Origin of the sequence: Acuticoccus sp. MNP-M23, assembly GCF_031195445.1 — a bacterium.
Taxonomy (GTDB): domain Bacteria; phylum Pseudomonadota; class Alphaproteobacteria; order Rhizobiales; family Amorphaceae; genus Acuticoccus.
The window spans coordinates 2,332,119-2,354,865 of sequence record NZ_CP133480.1; the positions used below are offsets into that span (position 1 = coordinate 2,332,119).

24 protein-coding genes are annotated in these 22,747 nt (G+C 65.5%); 7 read left to right on the forward strand and 17 right to left on the reverse strand.

Annotation, left to right across the window (positions count from 1 at the left end; genetic code table 11):
• Positions 1 to 6 precede the first annotated feature (6 nt).
• Positions 7 to 1,434 (forward strand): cytochrome ubiquinol oxidase subunit I, encoded by a 1,428-nt coding sequence (locus tag RDV64_RS10915; RefSeq protein WP_309199284.1) that lies wholly within the window; start codon positions 7 to 9, stop codon positions 1,432 to 1,434.
• A gap of 9 nt (positions 1,435 to 1,443) precedes the next feature.
• Positions 1,444 to 2,487, forward strand: coding sequence for a cytochrome d ubiquinol oxidase subunit II (gene cydB, locus RDV64_RS10920; RefSeq protein WP_309199285.1), 1,044 nt, complete (start codon positions 1,444 to 1,446; stop codon positions 2,485 to 2,487).
• 108 nt (positions 2,488 to 2,595) lie between these two features.
• Here cydB and RDV64_RS10925 read toward each other — a convergent pair whose 3' ends face one another.
• The 5 genes from RDV64_RS10925 to RDV64_RS10945 all read right to left on the reverse strand — a co-directional run bounded on the left by RDV64_RS10925 (position 2,596) and on the right by RDV64_RS10945 (position 5,658).
• Entirely contained in the window at positions 2,596 to 2,934 is a 339-nt protein-coding gene (locus tag RDV64_RS10925) for a tRNA-binding protein (protein ID WP_309199286.1), read from the reverse strand.
• Positions 2,931 to 3,794 carry a TetR family transcriptional regulator gene (locus RDV64_RS10930; RefSeq protein WP_309199287.1) on the reverse strand — a complete coding sequence of 288 codons (864 nt, stop codon included), beginning with the start codon at positions 3,792 to 3,794 and terminating at the stop codon, positions 2,931 to 2,933. The genes RDV64_RS10925 and RDV64_RS10930 overlap by 4 nt, the downstream gene beginning before the upstream one ends.
• Before the next feature lie 38 nt (positions 3,795 to 3,832).
• Positions 3,833 to 4,645 (reverse strand): pyrroline-5-carboxylate reductase, encoded by an 813-nt coding sequence (gene proC / locus RDV64_RS10935; protein WP_309199288.1) that lies wholly within the window; start codon positions 4,643 to 4,645, stop codon positions 3,833 to 3,835.
• Positions 4,646 to 4,693: 48 nt separating this feature from the next.
• On the reverse strand, positions 4,694 to 5,197 hold the full coding sequence (locus RDV64_RS10940) for a YbjN domain-containing protein (RefSeq protein ID WP_309199289.1): 504 nt from the start codon (positions 5,195 to 5,197) through the stop codon (positions 4,694 to 4,696).
• Between the two features lie 173 nt (positions 5,198 to 5,370).
• Positions 5,371 to 5,658 (reverse strand): accessory factor UbiK family protein, encoded by a 288-nt coding sequence (locus RDV64_RS10945; protein WP_309199290.1) that lies wholly within the window; start codon positions 5,656 to 5,658, stop codon positions 5,371 to 5,373.
• Positions 5,659 to 5,853: 195 nt separating this feature from the next.
• Between RDV64_RS10945 and lgt the strand changes: the two genes are divergently transcribed.
• Positions 5,854 to 6,666, forward strand: a complete 813-nt coding sequence (gene lgt, locus RDV64_RS10950) for a prolipoprotein diacylglyceryl transferase (protein WP_309199291.1) — start codon at positions 5,854 to 5,856, stop codon at positions 6,664 to 6,666.
• Positions 6,663 to 7,727 (forward strand): SAM-dependent methyltransferase, encoded by a 1,065-nt coding sequence (locus RDV64_RS10955; RefSeq protein WP_309199292.1) that lies wholly within the window; start codon positions 6,663 to 6,665, stop codon positions 7,725 to 7,727. Before lgt ends, RDV64_RS10955 begins: the two co-directional genes overlap by 4 nt.
• Before the next feature lie 6 nt (positions 7,728 to 7,733).
• On the opposite strand, the gene RDV64_RS10960 is transcribed toward RDV64_RS10955, so the two are convergent.
• The 4 genes from RDV64_RS10960 to pheS all read right to left on the reverse strand — a co-directional run bounded on the left by RDV64_RS10960 (position 7,734) and on the right by pheS (position 12,361).
• Positions 7,734 to 8,024 (reverse strand): YggT family protein, encoded by a 291-nt coding sequence (locus tag RDV64_RS10960; protein WP_309199293.1) that lies wholly within the window; start codon positions 8,022 to 8,024, stop codon positions 7,734 to 7,736.
• Positions 8,025 to 8,202: 178 nt separating this feature from the next.
• Positions 8,203 to 10,614 carry a phenylalanine--tRNA ligase subunit beta gene (pheT, locus tag RDV64_RS10965; protein ID WP_309199294.1) on the reverse strand — a complete coding sequence of 804 codons (2,412 nt, stop codon included), beginning with the start codon at positions 10,612 to 10,614 and terminating at the stop codon, positions 8,203 to 8,205.
• Between the two features lie 53 nt (positions 10,615 to 10,667).
• Positions 10,668 to 11,261, reverse strand: coding sequence for a DUF922 domain-containing protein (locus RDV64_RS10970; RefSeq protein ID WP_309199295.1), 594 nt, complete (start codon positions 11,259 to 11,261; stop codon positions 10,668 to 10,670).
• On the reverse strand, positions 11,258 to 12,361 hold the full coding sequence (pheS, locus tag RDV64_RS10975) for a phenylalanine--tRNA ligase subunit alpha (RefSeq protein WP_309199296.1): 1,104 nt from the start codon (positions 12,359 to 12,361) through the stop codon (positions 11,258 to 11,260). Before pheS ends, RDV64_RS10970 begins: the two co-directional genes overlap by 4 nt.
• A 210-nt stretch (positions 12,362 to 12,571) precedes the next feature.
• On the opposite strand from pheS, the gene RDV64_RS10980 reads away from it, so the two are divergent.
• Positions 12,572 to 13,207, forward strand: coding sequence for a sterol desaturase family protein (locus tag RDV64_RS10980; RefSeq protein ID WP_309199297.1), 636 nt, complete (start codon positions 12,572 to 12,574; stop codon positions 13,205 to 13,207).
• A gap of 1 nt (position 13,208) precedes the next feature.
• On the forward strand, positions 13,209 to 13,871 hold the full coding sequence (locus RDV64_RS10985) for an SDR family NAD(P)-dependent oxidoreductase (protein WP_309199298.1): 663 nt from the start codon (positions 13,209 to 13,211) through the stop codon (positions 13,869 to 13,871).
• A 70-nt stretch (positions 13,872 to 13,941) separates the two neighbouring features.
• Here RDV64_RS10985 and rplT read toward each other — a convergent pair whose 3' ends face one another.
• The 8 genes from rplT to RDV64_RS11025 form a co-directional block, all read right to left on the reverse strand.
• Complete coding sequence (rplT, locus tag RDV64_RS10990; RefSeq protein WP_309199299.1) at positions 13,942 to 14,325, reverse strand: 50S ribosomal protein L20; 384 nt, start codon at positions 14,323 to 14,325, stop codon at positions 13,942 to 13,944.
• Positions 14,326 to 14,337: 12 nt separating this feature from the next.
• Positions 14,338 to 14,538 (reverse strand): 50S ribosomal protein L35, encoded by a 201-nt coding sequence (rpmI, locus tag RDV64_RS10995; protein WP_309199300.1) that lies wholly within the window; start codon positions 14,536 to 14,538, stop codon positions 14,338 to 14,340.
• Between the two features lie 329 nt (positions 14,539 to 14,867).
• Positions 14,868 to 15,974, reverse strand: coding sequence for a DNA replication/repair protein RecF (gene recF, locus RDV64_RS11000; RefSeq protein WP_309199301.1), 1,107 nt, complete (start codon positions 15,972 to 15,974; stop codon positions 14,868 to 14,870).
• Positions 15,975 to 15,984: 10 nt separating this feature from the next.
• The gene (dnaN, locus tag RDV64_RS11005; protein WP_309199302.1) at positions 15,985 to 17,103 is read right to left on the reverse strand and encodes a DNA polymerase III subunit beta; all 1,119 of its coding nucleotides are present in this window, start codon (positions 17,101 to 17,103) and stop codon (positions 15,985 to 15,987) included.
• A 196-nt stretch (positions 17,104 to 17,299) separates the two neighbouring features.
• On the reverse strand, positions 17,300 to 18,760 hold the full coding sequence (dnaA, locus tag RDV64_RS11010; RefSeq protein WP_309199303.1) for a chromosomal replication initiator protein DnaA: 1,461 nt from the start codon (positions 18,758 to 18,760) through the stop codon (positions 17,300 to 17,302).
• 131 nt (positions 18,761 to 18,891) lie between these two features.
• Complete coding sequence (locus tag RDV64_RS11015) at positions 18,892 to 19,308, reverse strand: rhodanese-like domain-containing protein (protein WP_309199304.1); 417 nt, start codon at positions 19,306 to 19,308, stop codon at positions 18,892 to 18,894.
• 829 nt (positions 19,309 to 20,137) lie between these two features.
• Positions 20,138 to 20,401 carry a 30S ribosomal protein S20 gene (rpsT, locus tag RDV64_RS11020; protein WP_309199305.1) on the reverse strand — a complete coding sequence of 88 codons (264 nt, stop codon included), beginning with the start codon at positions 20,399 to 20,401 and terminating at the stop codon, positions 20,138 to 20,140.
• 83 nt (positions 20,402 to 20,484) lie between these two features.
• On the reverse strand, positions 20,485 to 21,261 hold the full coding sequence (locus tag RDV64_RS11025; protein ID WP_309199306.1) for an enoyl-CoA hydratase: 777 nt from the start codon (positions 21,259 to 21,261) through the stop codon (positions 20,485 to 20,487).
• A 261-nt stretch (positions 21,262 to 21,522) separates the two neighbouring features.
• Between RDV64_RS11025 and zapE the strand changes: the two genes are divergently transcribed.
• Complete coding sequence (gene zapE / locus RDV64_RS11030; RefSeq protein WP_309199307.1) at positions 21,523 to 22,677, forward strand: cell division protein ZapE; 1,155 nt, start codon at positions 21,523 to 21,525, stop codon at positions 22,675 to 22,677.
• The last annotated feature ends 70 nt before the right edge of the window (positions 22,678 to 22,747 follow it).

Consider the following 22,747-nt stretch of genomic DNA (forward strand, 5'->3'; position numbering starts at 1 on the left):
GCCACCATGGAAAGCTTCGACGCAGTCACGCTGGCGCGCATACAATTCGCCTTCACCGTCGCATTCCACTTCATCTTTCCGTCGTTCACCATCGGGCTGGCGAGCTTCCTTGCCGTGCTCAACGGCATGTGGCTGAAAACGCGGAACGAGGCGTACCTGCGCCTGTGGCGGTTCTGGGTGAAGATCTTCGCCGTGGCGTTCGCCATGGGCGTCGTCTCCGGGATCACCATGAGCTACCAGTTCGGCACCAACTGGTCGGTGTTCTCCGACAAGACCGGCCCCGTCCTCGGCCCGCTGATGGCCTATGAGGTGCTGACCGCCTTCTTCCTGGAAGCCGGCTTCCTCGGCATCATGCTGTTCGGCCGCGAGCGGGTGGGTGACACCCTGCACATGCTGGCCTGCGTTGCCGTCGCGGTCGGGACCGCAGTGTCCGCTTCGTGGATCCTGTCGGTGAATTCGTGGATGCACACGCCGGTCGGCTACACCATCGGCGACAACGGCCAGTTCCTGCCGGCGGACTGGTGGGCGATCGTCTTCAACCCGTCCTTCATTCCGCGTTTGATGCACACGGTCACGGCGGCCTATCTCACCACCGCCTTCATCGTCGGCGGGGTCGGCGCCTACCACCTCCTGCGCGGTCGGATCAACAACCCCGGCGTGCGCACCATGTTCTCCATGGCCATGTGGATGGCAGCGCTCGTCACCCCGGTCCAGATGTTCCTCGGCGACCATCAGGGCCTCAACACGCTGGAACACCAGCCGATCAAGATCATGGCGATGGAAGGCCACTTCGAGAGCTATCCCGACGGCGCCCCCCTCTGCCTGTTCGGCGTTCCGGATCAGGAGGCCCAGCGGCTCGACTACGCCGTCTGCATTCCCAAGCTCTCCTCTTTGATGCTGAAGCACCAGCTCGACGCGCCGCTCGACGGCCTCGACACGGTCGCGATGGACGACCAGCCGCCAGTGGCGCCGGTGTTCTTCGCGTTCCGGGTGATGGTGGGCATTGCCGTCCTGATGTTCATCACCGGCGTCTTCAGCCTTTTCACGCGCTGGAAGAAGACCCTTTACACAAACAAGTGGCTGCACCGGCTGGCGCTGGTGATGGGACCGTCCGGGCTCGTCGCGGTGATTGCAGGCTGGATCACCACGGAGATGGGCCGCCAGCCTTATACGGTCTACGGCCTCCTGCGCACGGCGGACAGCGTATCCCCGGTGGCAGCGCCTGCCGTGGGCGCGTCGCTCCTTGCCTACATCGTCATCTACACGATCGTGTTCGGTATCGGCGTCTACTACATCTTCCGGCTGATGGCCGAGCCGCCCAAGCTGGGTGAGCAAGGCGTCGGAGAGGGCGACGGGCCGATCCGGACCGCCGGCGTCACCCCGGCTGCGCAAGTGGCCGATTCCGGCACCCAAGATCCCGCACCGGCCGAGTAGGAGACGACGATGACCCCCGACACGGCGCTCGACATCGGCCTCAACATCTCGCTCAACCTCACGGTGGCGTGGGCAATCCTTCTGGCCACCGCCATCTTCATCTACGTGGCGCTGGACGGGTTCGACCTCGGGCTCGGCATCCTCTACCCGTTCTTCCCGAAGAAGCAGGACCGCGACCTGTTGATGAATTCCGTCGCCCCGGTGTGGGACGGCAACGAGACCTGGCTGGTTCTGGGCGGCGGCGGCCTGTTCGCCGCCTTTCCGCTCGCCTACGCCATCATCATGCCGGCGCTCTATCCGCCGATCATCGCCATGCTTCTGGCGCTGGTGTTCCGCGGGGTGGCGTTCGAATTCCGCTGGCGCACCAAGCGGCTCAGCGTCCTCTGGGACACGGCCTTCATCGGCGGCTCGACGCTGGCCGCTTTGTGCCAGGGCATCATCCTCGGCGCACTGCTGGAGGGCATCGCAGTCGACGGGCGCGCCTATGGCGGCCACTGGCTCGACTGGTTGTCCCCGTTCAGCGTTGTGTGTGGGATTGCGGTGGTCTGCGGCTATGCGCTTCTGGGCGCAACGTGGCTCAACATGAAGCTCGAGGGTGAGCCGCAGGAGGTCTCGCGCAAGCTGGCCTGGGGCTTCGGCCTTGCCACGGTGGCGTTCATCGTCCTCGTCAGCCTGTTCACGCCATACCTGAACAACGGCTACTTCGACCGTTGGCTGTCCTGGCCGAACATCATCTTCGCAGCGCCCGTGCCGCTTCTCGTCGCCGGTCTGACGCTCCTGCTGTTCCGCGCGCTCCACGTTCACCAGCACGACTACTGGCCCTTCGTCATCGCGCTGGCGCTGTTCTTCGTGACGTTCCTCGGCCTCGGGGTATCGATGTGGCCCTACATCATCCCCACCAGCGTCACGATCTATGACGCGGCCTCACCCTACAAATCGCAGCTGTTCATGTTTGTGGGGGCGGTGGTGCTGATCCCGATCATCCTGGCCTATACCGCCTACGCATACTGGGTGTTCCGCGGCAAGCTGGACCCGGAAAAGGGCTACCACTAAGTGGCCTCCAAGCTCCTCTGGTTCATGCTGCTCTGGGTGGCTGGCGTCTGTGTCGTTGCCGGCGTCGCCCAGTTCATCCGCGTCATGGTGATGTAGAGCGCGCAGCCGCTACATCAGCCGGGCGCCGTCCGGCACGTCCTTGTCGGGTGCGGCAAGGACGATGGCGCCCTCGGCGTCTTCAAAGCCCAGCGTCAGGACTTCGGACATGAACGGGCCGATCTGCCGGGGCGGGAAGTTCACCACTGCCATCACCTTGCGGCCCACCAGAGCCTCCGGCGTGTAGTGGACGGTGATCTGCGCGGAAGACTTCTTCACGCCGATTTCACCGCCAAAGTCGATCCGGAGCTTGATGGCGGGCTTGCGCGCTTCGGGAAATGGTTCGGCGTCGATGACGGTGCCGACACGGATGTCGACGGCCATGAAGTCGTCAAAATTGATCTGGCTCACGTGGGCTCCGTTGGGGTGGGTCGGTCTGACGCTGCGGTGCTATCCGAAGGTTCGGCGGCGGCCGGGCCGCCTTCACGCGCTCCGGCGAACGCTGCATCACCGCCCGTGCTCTCCTTCGCCGGTTCACCCGGGTGAGATGCTGTGGGGTCCGGTGCAGTCTCTTCCGCAGCGACGGTTGATGCGGCGGGGGCGCTCGCGAATTCCGGTGCGGGAGCGGTGTCCGCCGGCTCGTCGGCACCGTCGCGCCGCAGGGCACCGCCGAAGATGCGTTTCAGGCGGTCATGGCCGGCTTCCAGGTCGCGCAATTCTTTGTCGAGCTTTGCCATGGTGCGCGGCATGCCGGGGTCGCTCTCATCGATGAAGACGCGCAGGACACGGGCGAACCCCACGGTCAGCGCCTGCACCGCGATGCGGCCGCGCCACCCCGGCGCCGAAAGCCCGGCCGCGGCCAGCATCCAGCCCTGCGAGCGTGCGCCAACGGCGTTGAGGCCCACGCCAAGGCCGGGGTCCCGCGTGACGGCGCGCATCAGCGCCTTCAGTGCGGCGCGATGGGGGGCAAGAGCGTCGAGCCGCGCCATCAACACATCGAACAGCCGGTCACGGGGTGTTTCGCCCACCATGTCCGCAAAGCCGTTCTGCAGCACTTCGTTGTCGATCCGCCGCGCGAACGCCTCCAGAATCGCGCCGCGACTGGAAAAGTGCATGTTGAGAACAGCGAGCGAGACACCGGCCTCCTGCGCAATGGCGCGCAGGGTCACGTCCTCGTAGGGGCGGTCGGCGAGGAGGGCCATCATCGCGTCGACGATGTCATCTCTGGCGGTGTCGGTGCGGGTGGTCTGGCGCGTCGGGCTGTCGGTCAAGGCGAGGGTTCCTGTCTCTTCCGCCGCGTCCCGCCCGCTCAGCTGCCAAATTCGCGGGAGCGCGCGGCCGCAGCCTTCACGGCTTCGGTCATCAACTCGGTGAGGGCGCCGCTGTCTTGCAGGACGCCGAGCGCGGCTGCTGTGGTGCCGCCCTTGGACGTCACATTCTCACGAAGCGTGCCCGGTTCAAGCGGGCTGCGCCCAAGAAGCGCACCGGCGCCGACCACGGTCTGCCGCGCGATGCCCGCCGCAAGGTCTGCCGGCAAGCCTTCGGCAATGCCGGCAGCTGTCAGCGCCTCAACCATGTGGAAGACGTAGGCGGGGCCGGAACCGGACACGCCGGTCACCGCATCGAGAAGCGGCTCTTCGGTGAGCCACCACGTCTTGCCGATGGCGGAAAGGAGCGTGTCGGCCAGCGCCCTCTCGCCCTCGCTGGTGCCGTCGGCCACGGCAACCGTCGCGCCCTCGCCAATGCTGGCGGGCGTGTTGGGCATGGCGCGCACGACCGGACCCGGCCCGATCGCCTGCAGCTTAACAATGGGAACGCCGGCGGCAATGGAGACCAGCATGGTCCGCTCGTCATGCGCGCTCTTCATCGTCGGCAGAACGTCGGCAACGAGATAGGGTTTTACCGCAATGAAGATAACGCCGGCCGGCGTTTGGGGCGCTTTGTCCATCACGGTCAGGCCGGGGGTGTCGAACGGGTGCACCGTACGATCCGCAGCAGGGTCGACCACGACAATCAGTTCGGGTTCGATCCCGGATGCCAGCCAGCCTTCCAGCATGGCGCCGCCCATATTCCCGGCACCGACCAGAACCAGAGGCCGTTCTGCCGTTAGTTTCGCCGTCATCGTCCATCCTTCATCGCGCGGCGAAGCGCCGCGGGTGCATTGTGCCGCTCAGGCTTCGCCGGCGGTCTCGAATAGCGCGCCCTCGAGCGCTTCCTGCGCCGACTTACCGGCCCAGACAACAAACTGGAACGCCTGATAGTGGCTGTCGCAGGTTTCCACCGCGTGGCTGAGCAGCGCCTGCACGTGTTCGGAGGCGGGCACCTCTTCGCCGTTGAGGAGCTGGGTGTGGCGGAAGATCACGACGCCTTCCTTGGACCACAGGTCGAAGTGACCCATCCACATCCGTTCGTTGACAAGGGCGAGCAGGCGGACGACTTCGGTGTAGCGCGGTTCGGTGACCTTGAGGTCGAATGCAACGGCGATATGAAGGCTTTCAAATTCCTCCATGTGGGTGAAGGCGACGTGGTAGGCGCTCCAGCGGCCCGCAATCGAGATGGTGATCTCATCGTCGCCAGCGCGCTCGTAGGTCCAGTCGTTGCCGTTGGCGACCTCCTCGATCCGATCGATGGGATTGGCGGTTAACGTGAAATCGTCGTGGTCGATCAAGCTCATCGCTGATCCTTTCCGGAGCCCGCGAGGGTTGCCCCTTGGCCAGGGCAAGCGCCTTGTGACGGCGTCGGTAGGGTGCGGGACCCCGAATCTCTCGCCGTCCTCAGGACAGCAGATCAAATAAGGTCCCGCAGGAAAAGGTGGAGGGGCCGGTGGTCCACGGCCCCGTTCAACATTCAGTGCGCAGCGTTGGAGCTTGGCGCGGTTTGCGTGTCACCCTGGTGACGGGCCTCGAGCGCTTCCACACGCGCGCGCAGCGCGTCGTTTTCGTCGGCGGCGCGGGTGGCGATGGCCTTCACAGCCTCGAACTCGTCCCGGCTGACGACGTTGGCTTCGGCCAGCAGGCGCTCGATCTGGGCGCGCACCACGGTTTCCACCTCGCGGCGGGCGCCCTGTGCAACGGCGGCAGCGTCCGTCGCGAGGCGGGCGATCTCGTCGATCAGGCGATTGTTGGTCTGGGTCATAACCCTCTCCGTCAGGCCGCCGGAAAAACGCTAGGCGGCCACATCAACTATGGTCGCACCGGCAGGCGGGCACAAGACGGGCCGTGTGGCGCTGACTGCAACTTGGTGATGCGAACTGTTGCGATATAGGAGAGTGCCTCTCTTGCGAAGCCCATGCCCACCAACTTGCGGCAAAGCGTACCGGGAAACCCTTTGATGAGCCTTGTCCTGCCGTTTCCGGTGTTCGACCCAGTGGCGATCTCGCTCGGACCGATCGCCATCCGCTGGTATGCGCTGGCCTATATCGCCGGCATCATGCTCGGCTGGTACTACGCGCGCCGTCTTGTTTCGGCACCCTCCCTCTGGGGGAGCCGGCCCCATCCGGACCTGCGCGACATCGACGATCTGGTGACCTGGGCGACCCTTGGCATCGTCGCCGGGGGGCGGCTCGGCTTCGTCCTCATCTACAATCCGGCCTACTACCTGTCCCACCCGCTCGATGCGCTGAAGGTGTGGGAGGGCGGCATGTCGTTCCATGGCGGGCTGATCGGCGTGCTTGTCGCCGGCCTCCTGTTCGCGCGCTCGCGGAAGATTGCGGGGCTGGCGCTATTCGACATCCTTTGTACCATCGTGCCGGTGGGGCTCCTGTTCGGGCGGATCGCCAACTTCATCAACGGCGAGCTCTGGGGCCGGCCGTCCGATGTGGCGTGGGCTATGGTGTTTCCGGGTGCAGGGCCGGAGCCGCGGCACCCGAGCCAGCTTTATCAGGCCGCGATGGAGGGAGCGCTCCTGCTTCTGGTGCTTGGCATTGCAGTGCGGCTCGGTGCATTGCGGCGGCCGGGGCTGGCGTGCGGCCTGTTCGGCGCCGGCTACGGGCTGGCGCGGATCGTCGGCGAGAATTTCCGCATGCCGGATGCGCAGCTGGGGTTCTTCTTCGGCGGGCTGACCATGGGGATGCTCCTGTCCGTGCCGATGGTGCTGATCGGCGCAATCCTGATCGTTCGCGCGATGCAGCGGCCTGCCTTGTGACCCCGGTGGAGGAGCGGCTGAAGCGGCGCATTGCGCTGACCGGGCCGATCTCGGTGGCAGACTACATGGCTGCCTGTGTCGGCGATCCGGACGGCTATTACGCCCGGCAGGAACCGTTCGGTGCCAGCGGCGACTTTGTGACCGCGCCGGAAATCAGCCAGATGTTCGGCGAGATTGTCGGCGCCTGGCTTCTGGACCGGTGGCGGGCGGACGGTGCGCCGGACGGGATCGACCTTGTGGAGCTGGGCCCCGGCCGCGGCACCCTGATGGCCGACATCCTGCGGGTGGTTCGGCGGGACCCGCGGTTCATTGCAGCAAGCCGGGTGGTGCTGGTGGAAAGCTCGCAGCGGCTGCGCAAGCGCCAGGCTGAGACCATCGGCGGATTGCACCCGCGCCTGTCATTTGCCGACCGTCCGCCGCGCGAGCGCCCGCTCTATCTGGTCGCCAACGAATTTTTCGACGCTCTGCCGATCCGCCAGTTCGTGCGCCAGGATAGCCGCTGGTTCGAGCGGACCGTGGGTGTTGAGGGCGACAGGCTGCTGTTTGGCCTCAGCCCGTTTCCGGCGCCTGTAACGGGCGAGGCGCCCGACGGGGCCGTGCGCGAGGTGTGCGCCATGGGCGAGGCGATCGCCAGAGACATTGCCGAAACGCTGACCACCCACGGCAAGGGCGCCGCGCTCATTGTGGACTATGGCTACGCGGACGCCATCGGCGGCGAGACGCTGCAGGCCGTCCACCGGCACGACCATGCCGAGGTGCTGGACCGGCCGGGCGAGGTGGACCTCTCCGCCCACGTGGACTTCGGCGCGCTGGGGCGGGCCGCGGCGCGCGGCGGCGCAAAGGCCCACGGGCCGGTGGGGCAGGGCGCATTTCTGGTGGCGCTGGGGCTGGTCGAGCGGGCCGGGCAGCTGGGCACCGGCGCATCGACCGAAACGCAGGACGAGATCCGCGCCGCGGTGAACCGCCTCGCCGGCGTCGGCCCCGGCGAGATGGGCGACCTTTTCAAGGCGATGGCGCTGACGGTGACGGCGGACATTCCGCCGGGCTTTGCGCCGGGTTGAGCGCGATCAGCCGATCAGCGCGCCGGCGTTGTTGATGATGAGCACCCGGAGGAAGAACAGACCGAGCAGCAGCAGCAGCGGTGAAAGGTCCAGCCCGCCCATGGCGGGCAGCACGCTGCGGATGCGGCCGAGCACGGGCTCGGTCAGCCGGTAAAGCACGTTGCCGACCGTGGAGATGAACTGGTTGCGCGGGTTCACGACATTAAATGCGTAGAGCCAGGAGAAAACCGCCGAGGCAATCACGATCCAGGTGTACATCTCAATGATCGTGAGGAGCAGCGTGATGATGGATGCCATGGCTCTGCCTGTATTCCGTCCCTGAGCACCGGGCGGCGTGGCCGCTGGTGTCGATCGCGTTGTCGATGCCGCGCCCGAATTCTGTGGCGGGCGGCGGATGGGTCCCGCCGCGGGGGCGAGACCGTGTCTTGGTAACTGTCCCACCCCCGTCCGGCAAGCGGGCGGGGGCGCTCTGCCGTCAGCTTCGCAGTGTCGCACCTGTTGCCTTGGCGACGGCGGCAACGATGGCCTCGGCCACCTTGTCGATATCGGCGTCGGTCAATGTCCGGTCCGAAGGCTGCAGGGTCGCCTCGACGGCGACCGACTTGTAGCCCTCCGCGACGCCCTTGCCGCGATAAACGTCAAACACCGTCACGTCGGTCACCAGATCCTTGCGTGCGCCCATCGCCGCTTTCACTATCGTCCGGGCATCCACGGCCTCTTCGACCAGGAAGGCGAAATCACGCCGCACCGGCATCAGGTCCGACGCGCGGAAGGGCGGTTTGCGGATGGCCTTCCGGCGCGGCTCGGGCACGGCTTCCAGGGTCAGCTCGAACGCAACGAGGCGTTCGGGCGCGTCCATCTCGGCCAGCAGTGCCGGGTGAAGCTCGCCGAACGCGCCCAGCACCTTGGGGCCGAGCCGCAGCACGCCGGAGCGGCCGGGGTGGTAGTGGGCGGGCGCATCGCGCGTGGTCTCGGCGCTTGAAGCCGGGCCGCCGATGGCCTCCAGCACAGCCAGAAGGTCAGCCTTGGCGTCGAATGCCGTGACGCTGCCGGCATCGTGCGACCAGTGGCGCCCGGTGCCTGCCGCGCCCGTGCGGCCCTGGCGCACGCCAGCGGCCATGGTGGTCTGGTCGCCCGGCTCGTCACCGGCAAACACCTGGCCCACCTCGAACAGGGAAACGTCCGGATGGCCGCGGTTGACGTTGCGGGTCGCGGCACGGATGAGGCCGGGGAGGAGCGTCGGCCGCATGTCGGACATGGCCTCGGCAATAGGGTTTTCCAGCGCAAGCTCCGGCGCACCGCCGCCGAATGCCTTCGCGTCCGCCGCCGTGATGAACGACCACGTGACCGCCTCGGTCATCCCGCGGGCGGCCAGCGCCCGGCGCCCGGTGGAGACCCGGTTCTGGCGGGTGGTCAGAACGCGCTGCGTCACCGTCGCGGGGCGTGACAGCGGCGTCGGCACCACATCGTCGATGCCGACGATCCGCACGACCTCTTCCACCAGATCCGCCTTGCCCTCGACATCGGCGCGCCACGACGGCGTCGTCACCTCCCACGGGGTGGCGCTGCGGTCGACGGTGAAGCCGAGTTTTGTGAGCACGTCGGCGGCGGTATCCTCCGGTACGTCGAGCCCGGAAAGCCGCTTCACCTCGGTTGGCGGGAAGCTGATCGTCCGCGTGAGGTCGGGCGCCTTGCCGGCCAGCGTGACCGGGCCGGCAGTGCCGCCGCACAGCTTCAGGATCATGTCCGTCGCCATGTCGAGGCCGGGGGCCATGAACTCGGGGTCCACGCCGCGTTCGAAGCGGTGGCGGGCATCCGATTGGATGCCGAGCGCACGGCCGGTCCTGGCGATGTTGATCGGTTCCCACAGCGCCGATTCCACCAGGACGCGCGTGGTGGTCTCGCTGGAGCCGGATGCCTCGCCGCCCATGATGCCGGCCAGCGATTCGATGCCGTTATCGTCGGCAATCACGCACATGGCGGGGGTCAGCGTATAGGTCTTGCCGTCCAGCGCCTCGACGCTTTCGCCCTCGGCGGCGCGGCGGACCACGAGGTTCCCGGCAACCTTGTCGGCGTCGAACACGTGGAGCGGGCGGCCGACATCGTGCGTCATGTAGTTGGTGACGTCGACGAGCTTGTTGATCGGGCGAAGGCCGATGGCCATCAGCCGGCGCTTCATCCAGTCCGGCGACGGGCCGTTGGCAACGCCCTCGATCAGCCGCAGCGCGAATGCCGGGCAGAGCGTCTCGCCACCTGGGAATTCCAGCGTCACGGACGGGGCAGGGGAGCCGCCTTCGGAAATCGCCGGAATGTCGAGCGGCTTCAGCGTGCCGAGGCCGGCGGCGGCCAGATCGCGCGCAATGCCGCGCACGCCGAGACAGTCGGCCCGGTTGGGGGTGACGCCGATGTCGATCACAGGATCGCCGAGCTTGGCCCAGTCCGCATAAGGGGTGCCGACCGGCGCGTCGTCCGGCAGGTCGACGATGCCGTCGTGTTCGTCCGAAAGGCCCATCTCGCGCTCGGACAGCATCATGCCGCGGCTTTCCACGCCGCGGATGGAGCCGATGGACAGGTCCACCCCCGTGCCGGGAATGTGGGTGCCAGGCGCTGCAAACACGCCGACCAGGCCGGTGCGGGCATTAGGCGCGCCGCAGACCACCTGGACGGACGAGCCGTCCCCGGGGTCCACGGTGAGGACGCGCAGGCGGTCCGCGTCCGGGTGCTGCGTGGCGCTGACGACGCGGGCGATGCGGAACGGCGCGAGAGCCGCGGCGCGGTCTTCCACGCCCTCCACTTCGAGGCCGATGACGGTAAGGCGGCTCAGAATCTCCTGGAGCGGTGCGTCCGTCTCAAGGTGGTCCTTCAGCCAGGACAAGGTGAATTTCATCGTTTTTTCAGGTCGCGGTCATTGTCGGATAAAGGCGGAGGGGACGCTTGATGTCAGGCGCCGGAGGAGTAGCCGAGCCGGCGCAGATACGCCTGGAAGCGCGGGGCGTCGGTTTCGTCGAAGAGCTGTTGTTCGGCGCCGTGCCTCACAAGGATCGAATTGGCGACTTTGACCATGTTGGCCTCCAGCGCTTCGCAAGTCGGGGCGCTCGCCCGCTTGTACGCCGATTCCAGCTCCCGCGCATACTTTTGGCTGATCTTGATGTGCCCGGCTTCGTGGATCACCGCATACTGGCTGATGATGTCCCACTTGACCCGCAGCTCGGGGGCAGCCCTGTCCCGCTGGCGCCATTCCGGCAGGATCACTTCCGAGCGCAGGCCCACCCGCCCGTTGCGATTATAGCGGCAGGATGCGCCGGTCTTGTTCACGTCGAAGCTGTGCATGAACGAGGTTTCCACCGCCGCAAAGGCGCGTCCCTTCAGCCCGGGCACCGCAGGGCCATGGATCGCCAGCGAGCGCTCAAGGGTCGACAGCGTTGTGCCCGAGACCTTGTAGGTCTTCACCGAAACGTCGGTCGGCGGTGCGGGTGTGCAGGACGCAAGCGCCAAGGCGCCGAGGGCAACGGCAACAATGGCGCTTATTTTCATTTGCTGAGGCCTCCAGCCAGCGACGGACGGTCGAACGCCGCGAAGCCGTAGTGGGACAGCCAGCGTGCGTCGCCATCGAAGAAGGCGCGCAGGTCCGGCATCCCGTACTTCAGCATGGCGATGCGGTCGATCCCCATGCCCCACGCGAAGCCCTGGTACTTGTCGGGGTCGATGCCGCAATTGGCCAGCACGTTGGGGTGCACCATGCCGCTGCCAAGAATTTCCAGCCAGTCGTCCCCTGCGCCAAGCTCGATGCCGTCCTTGGTGCGGCGGCAGCGAATGTCGACCTCGTAGGACGGCTCGGTGAACGGGAAGTAGGACGCGCGGAAGCGCATGGAGGCGTCCTCCACCTCGAAGAACGCCTTGCAGAATTCCCGCAGCACCCACTTCAGATGCCCCACATGGGCGGTCTCGTCGACGACGAGGCCCTCCACCTGATGGAACATCGGCGTGTGGGTCTGGTCCGAGTCGTTGCGATAGGTGCGGCCGGGCGCGATGATGCGGATCGGCGGCTTCTGGTTCAGCATCGTGCGGATCTGCACCGGCGAGGTGTGCGTGCGCAGGAGGCGCCGCGTCCCGTCCTCCCGCTGGGGGAAGAAGAACGTGTCGTGCTCGTCGCGCGCCGGATGGCCGTCGGGGAAGTTGAGCTTGGTGAAGTTGAGGTCGTCGGTCTCGATGTCCGGCCCTTCGGCGACCGAGAAGCCGAGGTCGGCGAAGATCGCGAAAAGCTCGTCCATGGTCTGGCTGATCGGGTGGACCCGGCCTTCCACCAGCGCGCTTTTGGGCGGCGCCAGCGTCACGTCCACACGCTCGGCTTCGAGCCGGCGGGTGAGCGCTTCGGCGGCCAGCGCATCGCGGCGGGCGGCAATGGCGTCGCCGACGCGGGCCTTGAGGCCGTTCAGCGCCGGCCCCATCACCTGACGCTCGTCCGGGCTCATCTTGCCCAGCGTCTTCATCTTTTCCGAAACGCTGCCCTTCTTGCCGAGGGCAGAAACGCGCACTGCGTCGAGCGCCGCCTCGTCGGCAGCGCCGCTGATCGCCGCATCAATCTCCGCTTCGAGCGTTGCAAGCTCGTCTGGCTGGCTGGAAGCCGCATCCATCGCAATCGTACCTTGAAGTTTTACCGGGTCAGAGTAACAGAGCCTGCGGGGCGCGAAAGCGAACCGGCGCCGGGTGCGTCGCCGCACCGCAACGATGGTGCGCCGGCGTGTCGCTTGTGCACCAGCGCGCCCGGTGTGTTAGCGCAGGCTGTTGGCGGATGGCACGAAAATCGCCTATACGTCGCGCGAGAGTTGATTGTGAGGTTTTCCATGACGGTGAGTGAGTCGGTCCCTGTGGAGCGGACAGCCCGTGCGACCCCCATCTCGATCATCGGGATGTCCGGTCTGCGCGAGATCGTTGCCGTCAGCTCAGGCATGGCACTCATCTATACCATTGCGGCGATGATCATCGGCGGGCGCCCGCTGCTGACGTTGGCATTGGTGTTCGCCGGCCTCCTGTTCTGGACCTTTCTCGAATATCTGCTCCACCGCTGGATGCTGCACTGGGAGCCGGAAGACAAACTCCAGAAGACGATTCGCAAATGCTTCCCGACTCACCGCTCGCATCACGACGCACCGATGAACGAGCGCAAGAACATCAAGAAGCAGCTGAAGATCATCATCTATCTGATGACCGCATACTGTGCGTTTCTGGCGCTGATCGGCTTTCCGCTGGCCATGGTGCTGGCGGTCAATGCCGGCGTGCTCCTCGGCTATCAGGCCTACGAGTACGTCCACGTCGCCTGCCATCACCTGCCCATGAAGAATGCGTGGGCCGCGTTGCTGAAGCGCCATCACGCGATCCACCATCACCGCGACGAGACGGTGAATTTCGGCGTCACCACCACCATCTGGGACAGCGTCTTCGGGACCACCTGGAAGCCCGCCCGCGCGCCGACCGCCTGAGGTGCGGGCGCTCGTGGTCGGTGCCAGCGGCGGCATCGGTGCTGCGCTGTGCACCGCGATGGCGCAGCAAGGCGCCGAAATCACGCGCCTGTCCCGCTCCGCCGACGGACTGGACGTTACGGACGAAGCGGCGATCGAAGCCGCGACGGGACCGCTGAGCGGCACGTATGAGCGGATCATCGTCGCCACAGGCGCGCTGGAAGCGGCCGGACAACCCCCCGAAAAGACCATCCGGGACCTGACGCCCGAGGCGCTTGCCGCCCAGTTCGCGGTCAACGCCATGGGTCCGGCTCTGGTGCTGAAGCACATCTGGCGGCTGATCCCGCGGGACAGGCCATCTGCCGTTGCGGTGCTGTCGGCCCGTGTCGGCTCCATCGGCGATAACCGGCTCGGCGGCTGGTACAGCTACCGTACCGCCAAGGCGGCGGTGAACCAGCTTGTCCACACGGCGGCGATCGAGCTTGCCCGTTCCCACCGCGAGGCAGTCCTGGTCGCGCTTCACCCGGGCACGGTGGCCACCCCCTTCACCGCAGATTACGCCGGCCGCCACAAGACGGTGCCGCCGGCGGAGGCTGCCCACAATCTGCTGAACGTGATCGATGGCCTGACGCCGGCCGACACAGGCCGCTTCTTCGACTGGAAGGGCGAGCCCGTCCCCTGGTAGTCGCCCAACGAAAAACCCCGCGCCGGGTGAGCGGCACGGGGTTCGATCGTCTGGCCGAAAGGCCGGCGTGTTACGCGTTCTGCGTGCCGCGCTGGCTTTCCGGCAGTGCGGCGCGGGCCTGATCCACGATGGCGGCGAACGCGGCCGGCTCATGCATGGCGAGGTCTGCGAGCACCTTGCGGTCGACTTCGATGCCGGCCTTGGACAGACCGTCGATCAGGCGGGCGTAGGTGAGGCCCATGGGGCGGACGGCCGCGTTGATGCGCTGGATCCAGAGTGCGCGGAAGTTGCGCTTCTTGACCTTGCGGTCGCGGTAAGCGTACTGGCCGGCCTTCTCCACCGCCTGCTTGGCGACGCGGATCGTATTCTTGCGGCGGCCATAATAGCCTTTCGCAAGCTTCAGGACTTTTTTGTGCTTGGCGTGTGCAGTGACGCCGCGTTTGACGCGTGACATTCTGGCGTCTCCTTATGCGTTGGGCATGAAATTCTTCACAATCCGCTTGGCATCGGCCTTGTGAAGAACAGTGGTGCCGCGTGCCTTGCGAATGAACTTCGTGGAACGCTTGATCATGCCGTGACGCTTGCCAGCCTGACCCGCCTTGACGTGGCCTGAAGCGGTAAGCTTGAAGCGCTTCTTCGCGCCCGATTTGGTCTTCATCTTGGGCATTTCATACTCCGTCGGTGGCGGTCGCCGCGGCATGCCCGAACGATCTGGCATGAAGCACCAGAGAGGCCGGGCGACCTTGTCGTGAGAGACGCGGGATATAGCCGCCCCTTCACCAAAACGCAACACATGAACGCCCCAAGGGCTCGGCGCGGGTCAAGGGCGCCGCAAAGCGGCGGGCGCAGCCTTCACCCTTGACGCGTGCCGAGCCCGCCCAACGCTCGAACCAGGGGATCAGGACAGACGGACGCGAAGCGGCCATCTGCCCTGAACCCCTGCCCATCGGCGAGATGGAGGGAGCGCGAGGGAGGAAATCCCTCGCTCACGGCCTCTCAACCCGCAGGAGCCGCCACAATGCGCCCCGCCGCAACAAAGAACCGATCCGCCCGCGCGCCGAGCGCCTCGAACAGCGCAGGGTCCGTCCCGGTCATGAAAGTCTGTGCCCCCAGCCCGTCGAGGGTGTCGTAGAGCGCCGCGCGGCGCATCGGGTCGAGGTGGGCGGCCACTTCGTCGAGGAGCAGGAGCGGTGGGTCGCCGGAGAGGCGGGCGACGAGGGCCGCGTGGCCGAGAACGAGGCCGATGAGGAGCGCCTTCTGTTCGCCGGTGGAGGCGAGGGCGGCGGGCATCTGTTTGTCGCGGTGGAGGACGTCGAGGTCGGCGCGATGGGGGCCGGACAGCGCGCGGCAGGCGGCGCGGTCGCGTTCCCGGCGTTCGGCGAGGCGGGCGGCGAAGGCTGCGCCGTCGCTGTCGCCCTCATCGCCGGTGATTTCGAGGACCGCCTCCGGAAAATCGTTGCCGCCCTTGGCGCGCTCGGCTTGCCGGGCATTCAGCTGGGCCACCAGCGATGCGCGGTGGCTGGCGAGCGCGGAGCCATGTTCGGCCATCTCGCGTTCAACGGCCTGAAACCAGCCGCTGTCGTGCACCCGGTCCTCGAACATCTTGTTGCGCTGGCGGGTGGCACGTTCGTAGGCGTTCGCGCGGCGGCCATGGTCGGGGTAGAGGGCAAGCGCCATGCGGTCGAGAAAGCGGCGGCGGTCGGTGGCGGCGCCGGTGAAGAGGCCATCCATCGCTGGCGTCAGCCACAGGACGCGCAGGATGTCGGTCAGGTCGTCGGGGCGGCGGTCGTCGCCGTCGATGCGGACCTGACGGGTCGAGCCGCCGGGGGGGAGGCCGATGCCGACGCCGGTCTCCTCGCCGTCCTTTGCAAGCCGCGCATTGATTGCCCAGCGGCCAAGCGAGCCCTGACGGCCCATCTGCGCGTAGGTGGCGCGGCGCAGGCCCCGGCCGGGGGAGAGCAGCGAAATCGCTTCCAGAATATTGGTCTTGCCGGCGCCGTTGGGGCCGGTGAACACAACGTGCCCGGCGCGCGTCTCGAAGGTCGCGGTCGCGTAGTTGCGAAAGTCGGTCAGCGTCAGCCTGGTGAGGCGAACCGTATCCACCCGTCCCGGGTCAGACGCGCATCGGCATCAGAACGTAAAGCGTCTTCGATGCGTCGCCGTCGTGGATGAGGGTGGGGGAGCCGGGGTCCGCGAACGCGAAGGACGCATTCTCGGCGGTCAGCTGGCTGGTGATGTCGAGCAGGTATTTGGAGTTGAAGCCGATTTCCAGCGGCTCGGCGTCAAAATCGACAATCAGCTCGTCGGTCGCGGTGCCGGAATCCGGGTTGATGACGGAAAGCGTAAGGGCTCCGTCGCCCAGCGACAGCTTCACCGCACGGCCGCGTTCGGACGAGACGGTGGAGACGCGGTCGACAGCGGACTGGAAGTCCACCCGGTCAACCTGCATCATCTTGGTGTTGTTCTTGGGGATCACGCGGTCGTAGTCGGGGAAGGTGCCGTCGATCAGCTTGGACGTCAGCACCACGTTCGCGAACGTCACGCGGATCTTGGTGTCGGACAGCTCCACCGTCAGCTTGGCTTCGGGGTCTTCCATCAGCCGCTGCAATTCGCCCACGGTTTTGCGCGGGACGATGATGCCGGGCATGCCCTCGCAGCCCTCGGGCGCGGTCACCTGCGCCTGGGCAAGGCGGTGCCCATCGGTCGCAACGGCGCGCAGGCGGAGGCCATCGGGCGTTTCGGCGGCATGGAAGTAGATGCCGTTGAGGTAGTAGCGCGTCTCCTCTGTGGAGATGGCGAATTGGGTGCGCTCGATCAGCCACTTGAAATCGGCGGCAGCGAGCTGGAAGCGGTGGGTGAACTCGCCCGCCGTAATGTCCGGATAGTCGGTCTCCGGCAGCATCTGAAGCGCGAAGCGGGAGCGGCCCGCCGTCAGCGTCATGGTGGAACCGTCGGGATTGGTATCCAGCGAGATGCGGGCGCCTTCGGGGATCTTGCGCACGATGTCGTGCAGCATGTGCGCCGGCACCGTGATGGCGCCCGGCTGGTCCACCGCGGCTTCCACCGTCTCGACGATCTCGAGGTCCAGATCTGTCGCCTTCAGCGTGATCGAGGCGCCATCGGCGCGGATCAGCACGTTGGACAGGATCGGGATCGTGTTGCGCCGTTCGACGACGCGCTGGACGTGGGACAGAGGCTTGAGGAGATGAGCCCGTTCGAGGGTCGCACGCATGACGGTTCCGTAGGCGATTGCGGCAAATCCGCGGGGGCCGTTACGTTGACCAGACAAGACCTTGGCGTGCAAGACCCGGCAGGCTCGCTCCGGCCGTGATGCCCGCATTTCGGGCCATTGCCCACCAATTTGCGACAAGAGACTGCGAACGGGAGGGCAAGGGCCCTCCCGCGCAATCGGTGAGGCGAGGCCGGGCCTACTGGTCGAGAAGGCGCTTCAGCGTCTCGATGTCTTCGGCGAGCTGGGCGTCCTTTTCGAGGAGACCGTCGATCTTGCGCACCGCATGAAGGACGGTCGTGTGATCGCGGTTGCCGAAGCGGCGGCCGATCTCGGGCAGGGATCGCGGCGTCAGGATCTTGGAAAGAAACATGGCGATCTGGCGCGGCATGACGATGGTGCGGGTCCGGCGGGCGGACACCAGATCCTGCTTGGACACGCCATAATGCTGCGAGACGACGCGCTGAATGTCCTCGATCTTGGGCTTTTTCGTTTCCCGTGCGCGCAGGAGATCGCGCAGCGCGTTCTCGGCCATCTTGATGTTGATGGGCTGGGCGGTCAGCTGGTTGTGCGCCACGAGGCGGTTCACGGCACCTTCGAGATCGCGGCCGTTGGTGGTGACGGAGCGGGCCACGAAATCGACCACATCATCGGGAAAGTCGAGGTCGTCGAACTGCGCCCTCTGGGTTGCGATGCGCCTGTCGAGAATCTTGCGGCGCATGGCGTAGTCCGGCACCTCCAGTTCCACCACCAGGCCGCCGCCGAGGCGGGACGAGATGCGCGTTTCGAGGCCGTCGAGGTCCGCCGGCGCGCGGTCGGCGGCAATCACCACCTGCCGCTGGGCGTCGAGCAGGGAGGTGATGGTGTGGCCGAACTCCTCCTGAACGCGGGCGCCATTGAGGAACTGGAGATCGTCGATCACCAGCATGTCGATATCGCGCACAATGTCTTTGAAGGTGAGGGTCGTCTTGTTCCGCATCGCCGAGACGAACTTGTACATGAACGTTTCGGAGGTGAGGTAGAGCACCCGCATGTTGGGGTTCTTGGCCAGGGCGGCCTGTGCGACCGCCTGGAGAAGGTGAGTCTTGCCGAGCCCGACCGGGGCGGAGACGTAGAGCGGGTTGTACTGGATCCGCTCGCCTGGCTGGGCAAACGCCACCTTCTTTCCTGCAGCGACGGCAAGCGCGTTGCTGGGGCCTTCAACGAATTCCGTGAAGGTATAGCGCGGCTCGAGCGCTGAGCCTTCCAGCCCGGCGGCGCTGTTGGCCGGCGCGGACGGAGGGTCGATCTGGCGGCGGGGTGCGGTTGCTGCGGTCTGCGCCTGGCCCGACTTGTGGGGCGCGGATGCGGACCCGGAATCAGCCTTTTTCAGCGGGAAGCTGCGCACGGCAAAGCGCACTTCCTCGATGGCCTTGTCGGAGGACTGCCACCGCTTCAGAATGTCGTTGCCATAGTTGTTCTGGTTCCAGTGCTTGATGAACTGCGTCGGCGTCGACAGCGTCACCACGCCGCCGGCAAAGCCAGCGTATTCAAGCCGCTCGAACCACGACGAATAGATGTCTTCCCCATAAGAGGAACGCATCATCTGCTTGATCTCGTTCCAAACGCCTTGGCGTTTGTCGCTGTCGTCGTTTTCTTTAACCGGCAAAACACCTGTCATAATCCACCTTCCTTCTTTTCACGTAGGGACAAGAGCACGTGTCTCATTCGGCCCGGCGCAAACACGCCTTCCTCGTACCGACGCCGGGCCGCGCCAGTCGAAAAACTCGGAAATCTACTCTGATCAGTGTGTCAGGACTGGCGCCATGGGAGGCCTTCAGCCTTCCATCCCGCAACGTGTCCTCTGTGGCCCAATTCGTCGGGCGGCCCTTCGAAGCCGTCCGCGATGTTGAAGACCTTCGCGTATCCGCGCCCCGCCATTTCCCGCGCTGCAGCAAGGCTGCGCGCCCCGCTCCGGCACAGGAAATAAAGGGCGGTCTCCTTGTCCGGGCAGGCATGCGCCAGCGCATCGCCAAATGCCGGGTCAACCGTCATGTCCGGGAACGTCTGCCATTCGATCAGCACCGGCTGGGTGCTGGCTGCGGACAGGTCGACAATGCCAACGTAGGCCCATTCGGCTCGCGTGCGCACATCGACAACCATCGCAGGCGCGGAGCCGTTTACGGCCTCCATTGCTTCTGCTGGTCTTACGTCCGGTATGTCAGTCATCAGGCAAAACTCTCCCGCCTGGAGCATGTAGCCCCAGCGTAGTCCGCAAGTTTTTAAAGAAACTCTAGTCCGTTACAAGGTTGGCGTCAGTCTACCTGGCGCTGCTGACCTAGCTTGCAATGAGCGATTTTTCTTCGTGTTCTTCACTCGCTGCATTGGATAGGCCCTTTCGACATCGTCCACCCCCGGCATGTGCCAAATGGGGGCTGATTTCCGAGGGGACAACTGCTCCCCGCGATGACCTCCATTAACCACGGGTCCGTCTGACAGACAAGGACTTGACACCGTGTCTGATTCGCAAATCGCCAGTCTGGCCGCGGCGAAAGCAAGCGAGCAGGATGGAAATCCCCTGTTCCAAGAACGGGTTCGATAATGGTGCGGCAGCGGTTGCACAATCATGCGTCAGGTTAAAAAAAAATCTGCCAAAAATGACGCTTTAGTTGCTCTCGGCGAGCGTGTTCCTCGCGTATTAGCCGGCTCAATTGAAATCCCGTGCTTTCACCTTGAATTATTAGAGTATCTACCGGTTCTGGTTTCGTCAGGACCGCGGATTCGCGTGAAAGCCCTGCGCCCAATCGGAGGTTGCTAAATTGGTTGCCAGCTAACAGCGTGGACAACCTGGGTAAACGTCGAAAGTGCACTTCCATGGGTCTGGAATATGATGCAGCCGGCCGTTCGCGGTGAGGTGCGCCTCGTGATCGTCCGAGCAGCGCTTGGCGCCCGAAACGCAAGAAGCGCGAACCGAACGGTCCGCGCTTCTTGGGTTAGGATATTGATCTCAGTTCACGAGAAGACCGCGCCAGAGGCGGTGCTTCGCGCCGCAGCGTCGTCAGGCGATCGCTTTGACCCGGCTTGCGAGGCGCGACACCTTGCGAGAGGCGGTGTTCTTGTGAAGGATTCCCTTCTGAGCGGCACGCATGATTTCGGGCTGTGCGTTGCGAAAGGCGCTCTGCGCCGCTTCGGCGTCGCCGGCCGTGATCGCGTCTTCAACCTTGCGCACGAAGGTGCGCATGCGCGAACGGCGCGCTCCGTTCACCATCGTACGCTTCTCGAGTTTGCGCACCATCTTCTGCGCGGATTTCGTATTCGCCATTTAGCTTCCCAGACGGCCGCCATGCGGCCCATAAAAAAATGTGACCCGCGCGGCTAGCCGATTGCGGGGCGGCCGTCAAGGCCTTAGCGGTTTTTGAAGGAAGGTTTTCGCTTTTCAGCGAAAGCCGCCATCCCTTCTTTCTGGTCCTCTGTCGAGAACAGAGCATGGAAAACGCGCCGCTCGAAACGGGCGCCTTCGGCAAGCCCGGTTTCAAAGGCACGGTTCACGCTCTCCTTCGTGGCCATCAGCGCGGGGAGGGACTGCTTTGCAATTCCTGCCGCCATTGCCTTGGCCTCATCAAGGAGCTTATCGGCCGGAACGACGCGCGCCACAAGCCCCGATCTCTCAGCTTCATGCGCATCCATAATCCGGCCGGTCAGGCAAAGGTCCATCGCCTTGGCTTTTCCGACGGCACGGGTGAGGCGCTGCGTGCCCCCGGCGCCCGGCATCACGCCGAGATTGATTTCAGGCTGGCCGAATTTTGCGGTGTCCGCCGCAATGATGGTGTCGCACATCATCGCCACTTCGCACCCGCCGCCGAGCGCAAACCCGGCCACCGCCGCAACCAGCGGCTTGCGCATGGTGGCAATCTGGTCCCAACGGGCGATGAAGTCTGCAAGGTAGGCGTCCGCGAAGCTGAGCGACGCCATCTCCTTGATGTCGGCCCCGGCGGCGAACGCGCGTTCGGAGCCGGTGAGGATCATGCAGCCGATGTCGGGGTCGGCATCGAATGCACGGAGCGCGGCGACAATCTCGTCCACAAGGTGCGCGTTGAGCGCGTTGAGGGCCTTGGGGCGGTTGAGCGTCACGATGCCGACAGCGCCGTCACGCTCCGTCAAGATCAGCTCGTATTCCGCCATCACAGTCTCCGTGCGTTGTGGCTGTGGGTTATCGCGCGCCGTGCGGGGCCGCAACCGCCGGAACGCCGGTGGCCCGGCAATAGCCTTGCAAAGCGTTAACGCGTGGCAGTCATGTCTCGGCGATCATGCCCCGGTACGGACCCCTCGGCCCGGCAACGCGTTGACAGGGCGTGCGAAGTTCTTGACGCGGGCGCTATATTGGCTAGCCCCAGTGGGGGCGGGGCACAGAAGCCGCCTCGCATAGGCATTAAGGAGTGTGAGTTGGCGCTTACCCAACAGCGCGAGCGCGCGCATGACACCAGCGACGACAGCCACGCCGTGCTGAGCGCGTACGACGCGCTCGTCGCGGACGGCGATCTTGACCGCGATGCGGCGCAGGTGGCGGTCGCCTGCGCGCTCGACGACGTGCTCGACGATCTTGCCAACGCCACGCGCGGCGGCATTGCGCCATTTTTCCGGCGGCGCCTGGGAAGAACCGCTTCGGTGCGGGGGCTTTACCTCTGGGGCTCGGTGGGCCGTGGCAAGACCATGCTGATGGACATTTTCTACGAGGCTGCGCCGGTGAAGGCGAAGCGGCGGCTCCACTTCAACAAGTTCATGGCAGACGCTCACGGCCGCATCGCGCGGCTGCGCAAGGAAGGGGCCGACGAGGCAGTGCTCACCGCAGCGGACGAGATTGCCGCGGAATCGCACCTCCTCTGCTTCGACGAATTTGCCGTCACCGACATTGCCGATGCGATGATCCTCTCGCGCCTCTTCACACGGCTGTTCGAGAAGAAGGTGACCCTGGTGGCGACCTCCAACGTCGCGCCCAACGACCTTTACCGCGACGGGCTCAACCGCGCGCTGTTCGAGCCGTTCATCCGTGTCCTGCGCGACCATGTGGAAGTGGTGCAGCTGGATGCGGCGACCGACTATCGCCTCAACCGGCTGGAGGACCGGCAGGTGTACTTCCAGACAGGCGACAAGGGCTTCGAGCGCACCTGGATTGCGGCGATGGGGGACCGCGAGGAGACCGGCGCCGACGTCAAGGTCGGATCCCGCACGATCCATGCGCCCCGCGTGGCAGGTGGCATGGCGCGCTTTTCGTTCGCGGAGCTGTGTGACGCGCCCCGCAGCGCAGGCGACTTCATGGCCATCGCGAACCGCTTCCACACGCTCTTTATCGAGGATGTTCCGGTGCTGACACGCGCAAGACGGGAGAGTCTGCGCCGTTTCATCAACCTGATTGACGTGCTTTACGACCAGAGCGTGCGTCTGGTGATCAGCGCTGCGGCGGAACCGGCCAGACTGCTCGATACCGATGGCGGCGGCGCCGAACAGGAGGCTTTTGCGTTCGACCGCACCGCCTCGCGTCTCTACGAAATGCGCTCGGCAAGCTATCTCCACGGTGTCGAGACTACACCCTATGGTTGATTTTTGTGCGCACTTGAATGCAGGATACGAGTGCGATAGCCAACATTCCATCAAACAATCTTACGAGGAT

Excerpts from the sequence above, each read along its gene's own strand:
- rpsT (WP_309199305.1), bottom strand. The coding sequence starts at position 20,401 with ATGGCGAATACGAAATCCGCGCAGAAGATGGTGCGCAAACTCGAGAAG.
- dnaA (WP_309199303.1), bottom strand. The coding sequence starts at position 18,760 with ATGACAGGTGTTTTGCCGGTTAAAGAAAACGACGACAGCGACAAACGC.
- rplT (WP_309199299.1), bottom strand. The coding sequence starts at position 14,325 with ATGTCACGCGTCAAACGCGGCGTCACTGCACACGCCAAGCACAAAAAA.
- RDV64_RS10980 (WP_309199297.1), top strand. The coding sequence starts at position 12,572 with ATGACGGTGAGTGAGTCGGTCCCTGTGGAGCGGACAGCCCGTGCGACC.
- RDV64_RS10970 (WP_309199295.1), bottom strand. The coding sequence starts at position 11,261 with ATGAAAATAAGCGCCATTGTTGCCGTTGCCCTCGGCGCCTTGGCGCTT.
- RDV64_RS10945 (WP_309199290.1), bottom strand. The coding sequence starts at position 5,658 with ATGACCCAGACCAACAATCGCCTGATCGACGAGATCGCCCGCCTCGCG.
- cydB (WP_309199285.1), top strand. The coding sequence starts at position 1,444 with ATGACCCCCGACACGGCGCTCGACATCGGCCTCAACATCTCGCTCAAC.
- pheT (WP_309199294.1), bottom strand. The coding sequence starts at position 10,614 with ATGAAATTCACCTTGTCCTGGCTGAAGGACCACCTTGAGACGGACGCA.
- proC (WP_309199288.1), bottom strand. The coding sequence starts at position 4,645 with ATGACGGCGAAACTAACGGCAGAACGGCCTCTGGTTCTGGTCGGTGCC.
- RDV64_RS10960 (WP_309199293.1), bottom strand. The coding sequence starts at position 8,024 with ATGGCATCCATCATCACGCTGCTCCTCACGATCATTGAGATGTACACC.
- rpmI (WP_309199300.1), bottom strand. The coding sequence starts at position 14,538 with ATGCCCAAGATGAAGACCAAATCGGGCGCGAAGAAGCGCTTCAAGCTT.
- pheS (WP_309199296.1), bottom strand. The coding sequence starts at position 12,361 with ATGGATGCGGCTTCCAGCCAGCCAGACGAGCTTGCAACGCTCGAAGCG.
- dnaN (WP_309199302.1), bottom strand. The coding sequence starts at position 17,103 with ATGCGTGCGACCCTCGAACGGGCTCATCTCCTCAAGCCTCTGTCCCAC.
- RDV64_RS11025 (WP_309199306.1), bottom strand. The coding sequence starts at position 21,261 with ATGGCGGAATACGAGCTGATCTTGACGGAGCGTGACGGCGCTGTCGGC.
- RDV64_RS11015 (WP_309199304.1), bottom strand. The coding sequence starts at position 19,308 with ATGACTGACATACCGGACGTAAGACCAGCAGAAGCAATGGAGGCCGTA.
- lgt (WP_309199291.1), top strand. The coding sequence starts at position 5,854 with ATGAGCCTTGTCCTGCCGTTTCCGGTGTTCGACCCAGTGGCGATCTCG.
- RDV64_RS10915 (WP_309199284.1), top strand. The coding sequence starts at position 7 with ATGGAAAGCTTCGACGCAGTCACGCTGGCGCGCATACAATTCGCCTTC.
- RDV64_RS10940 (WP_309199289.1), bottom strand. The coding sequence starts at position 5,197 with ATGAGCTTGATCGACCACGACGATTTCACGTTAACCGCCAATCCCATC.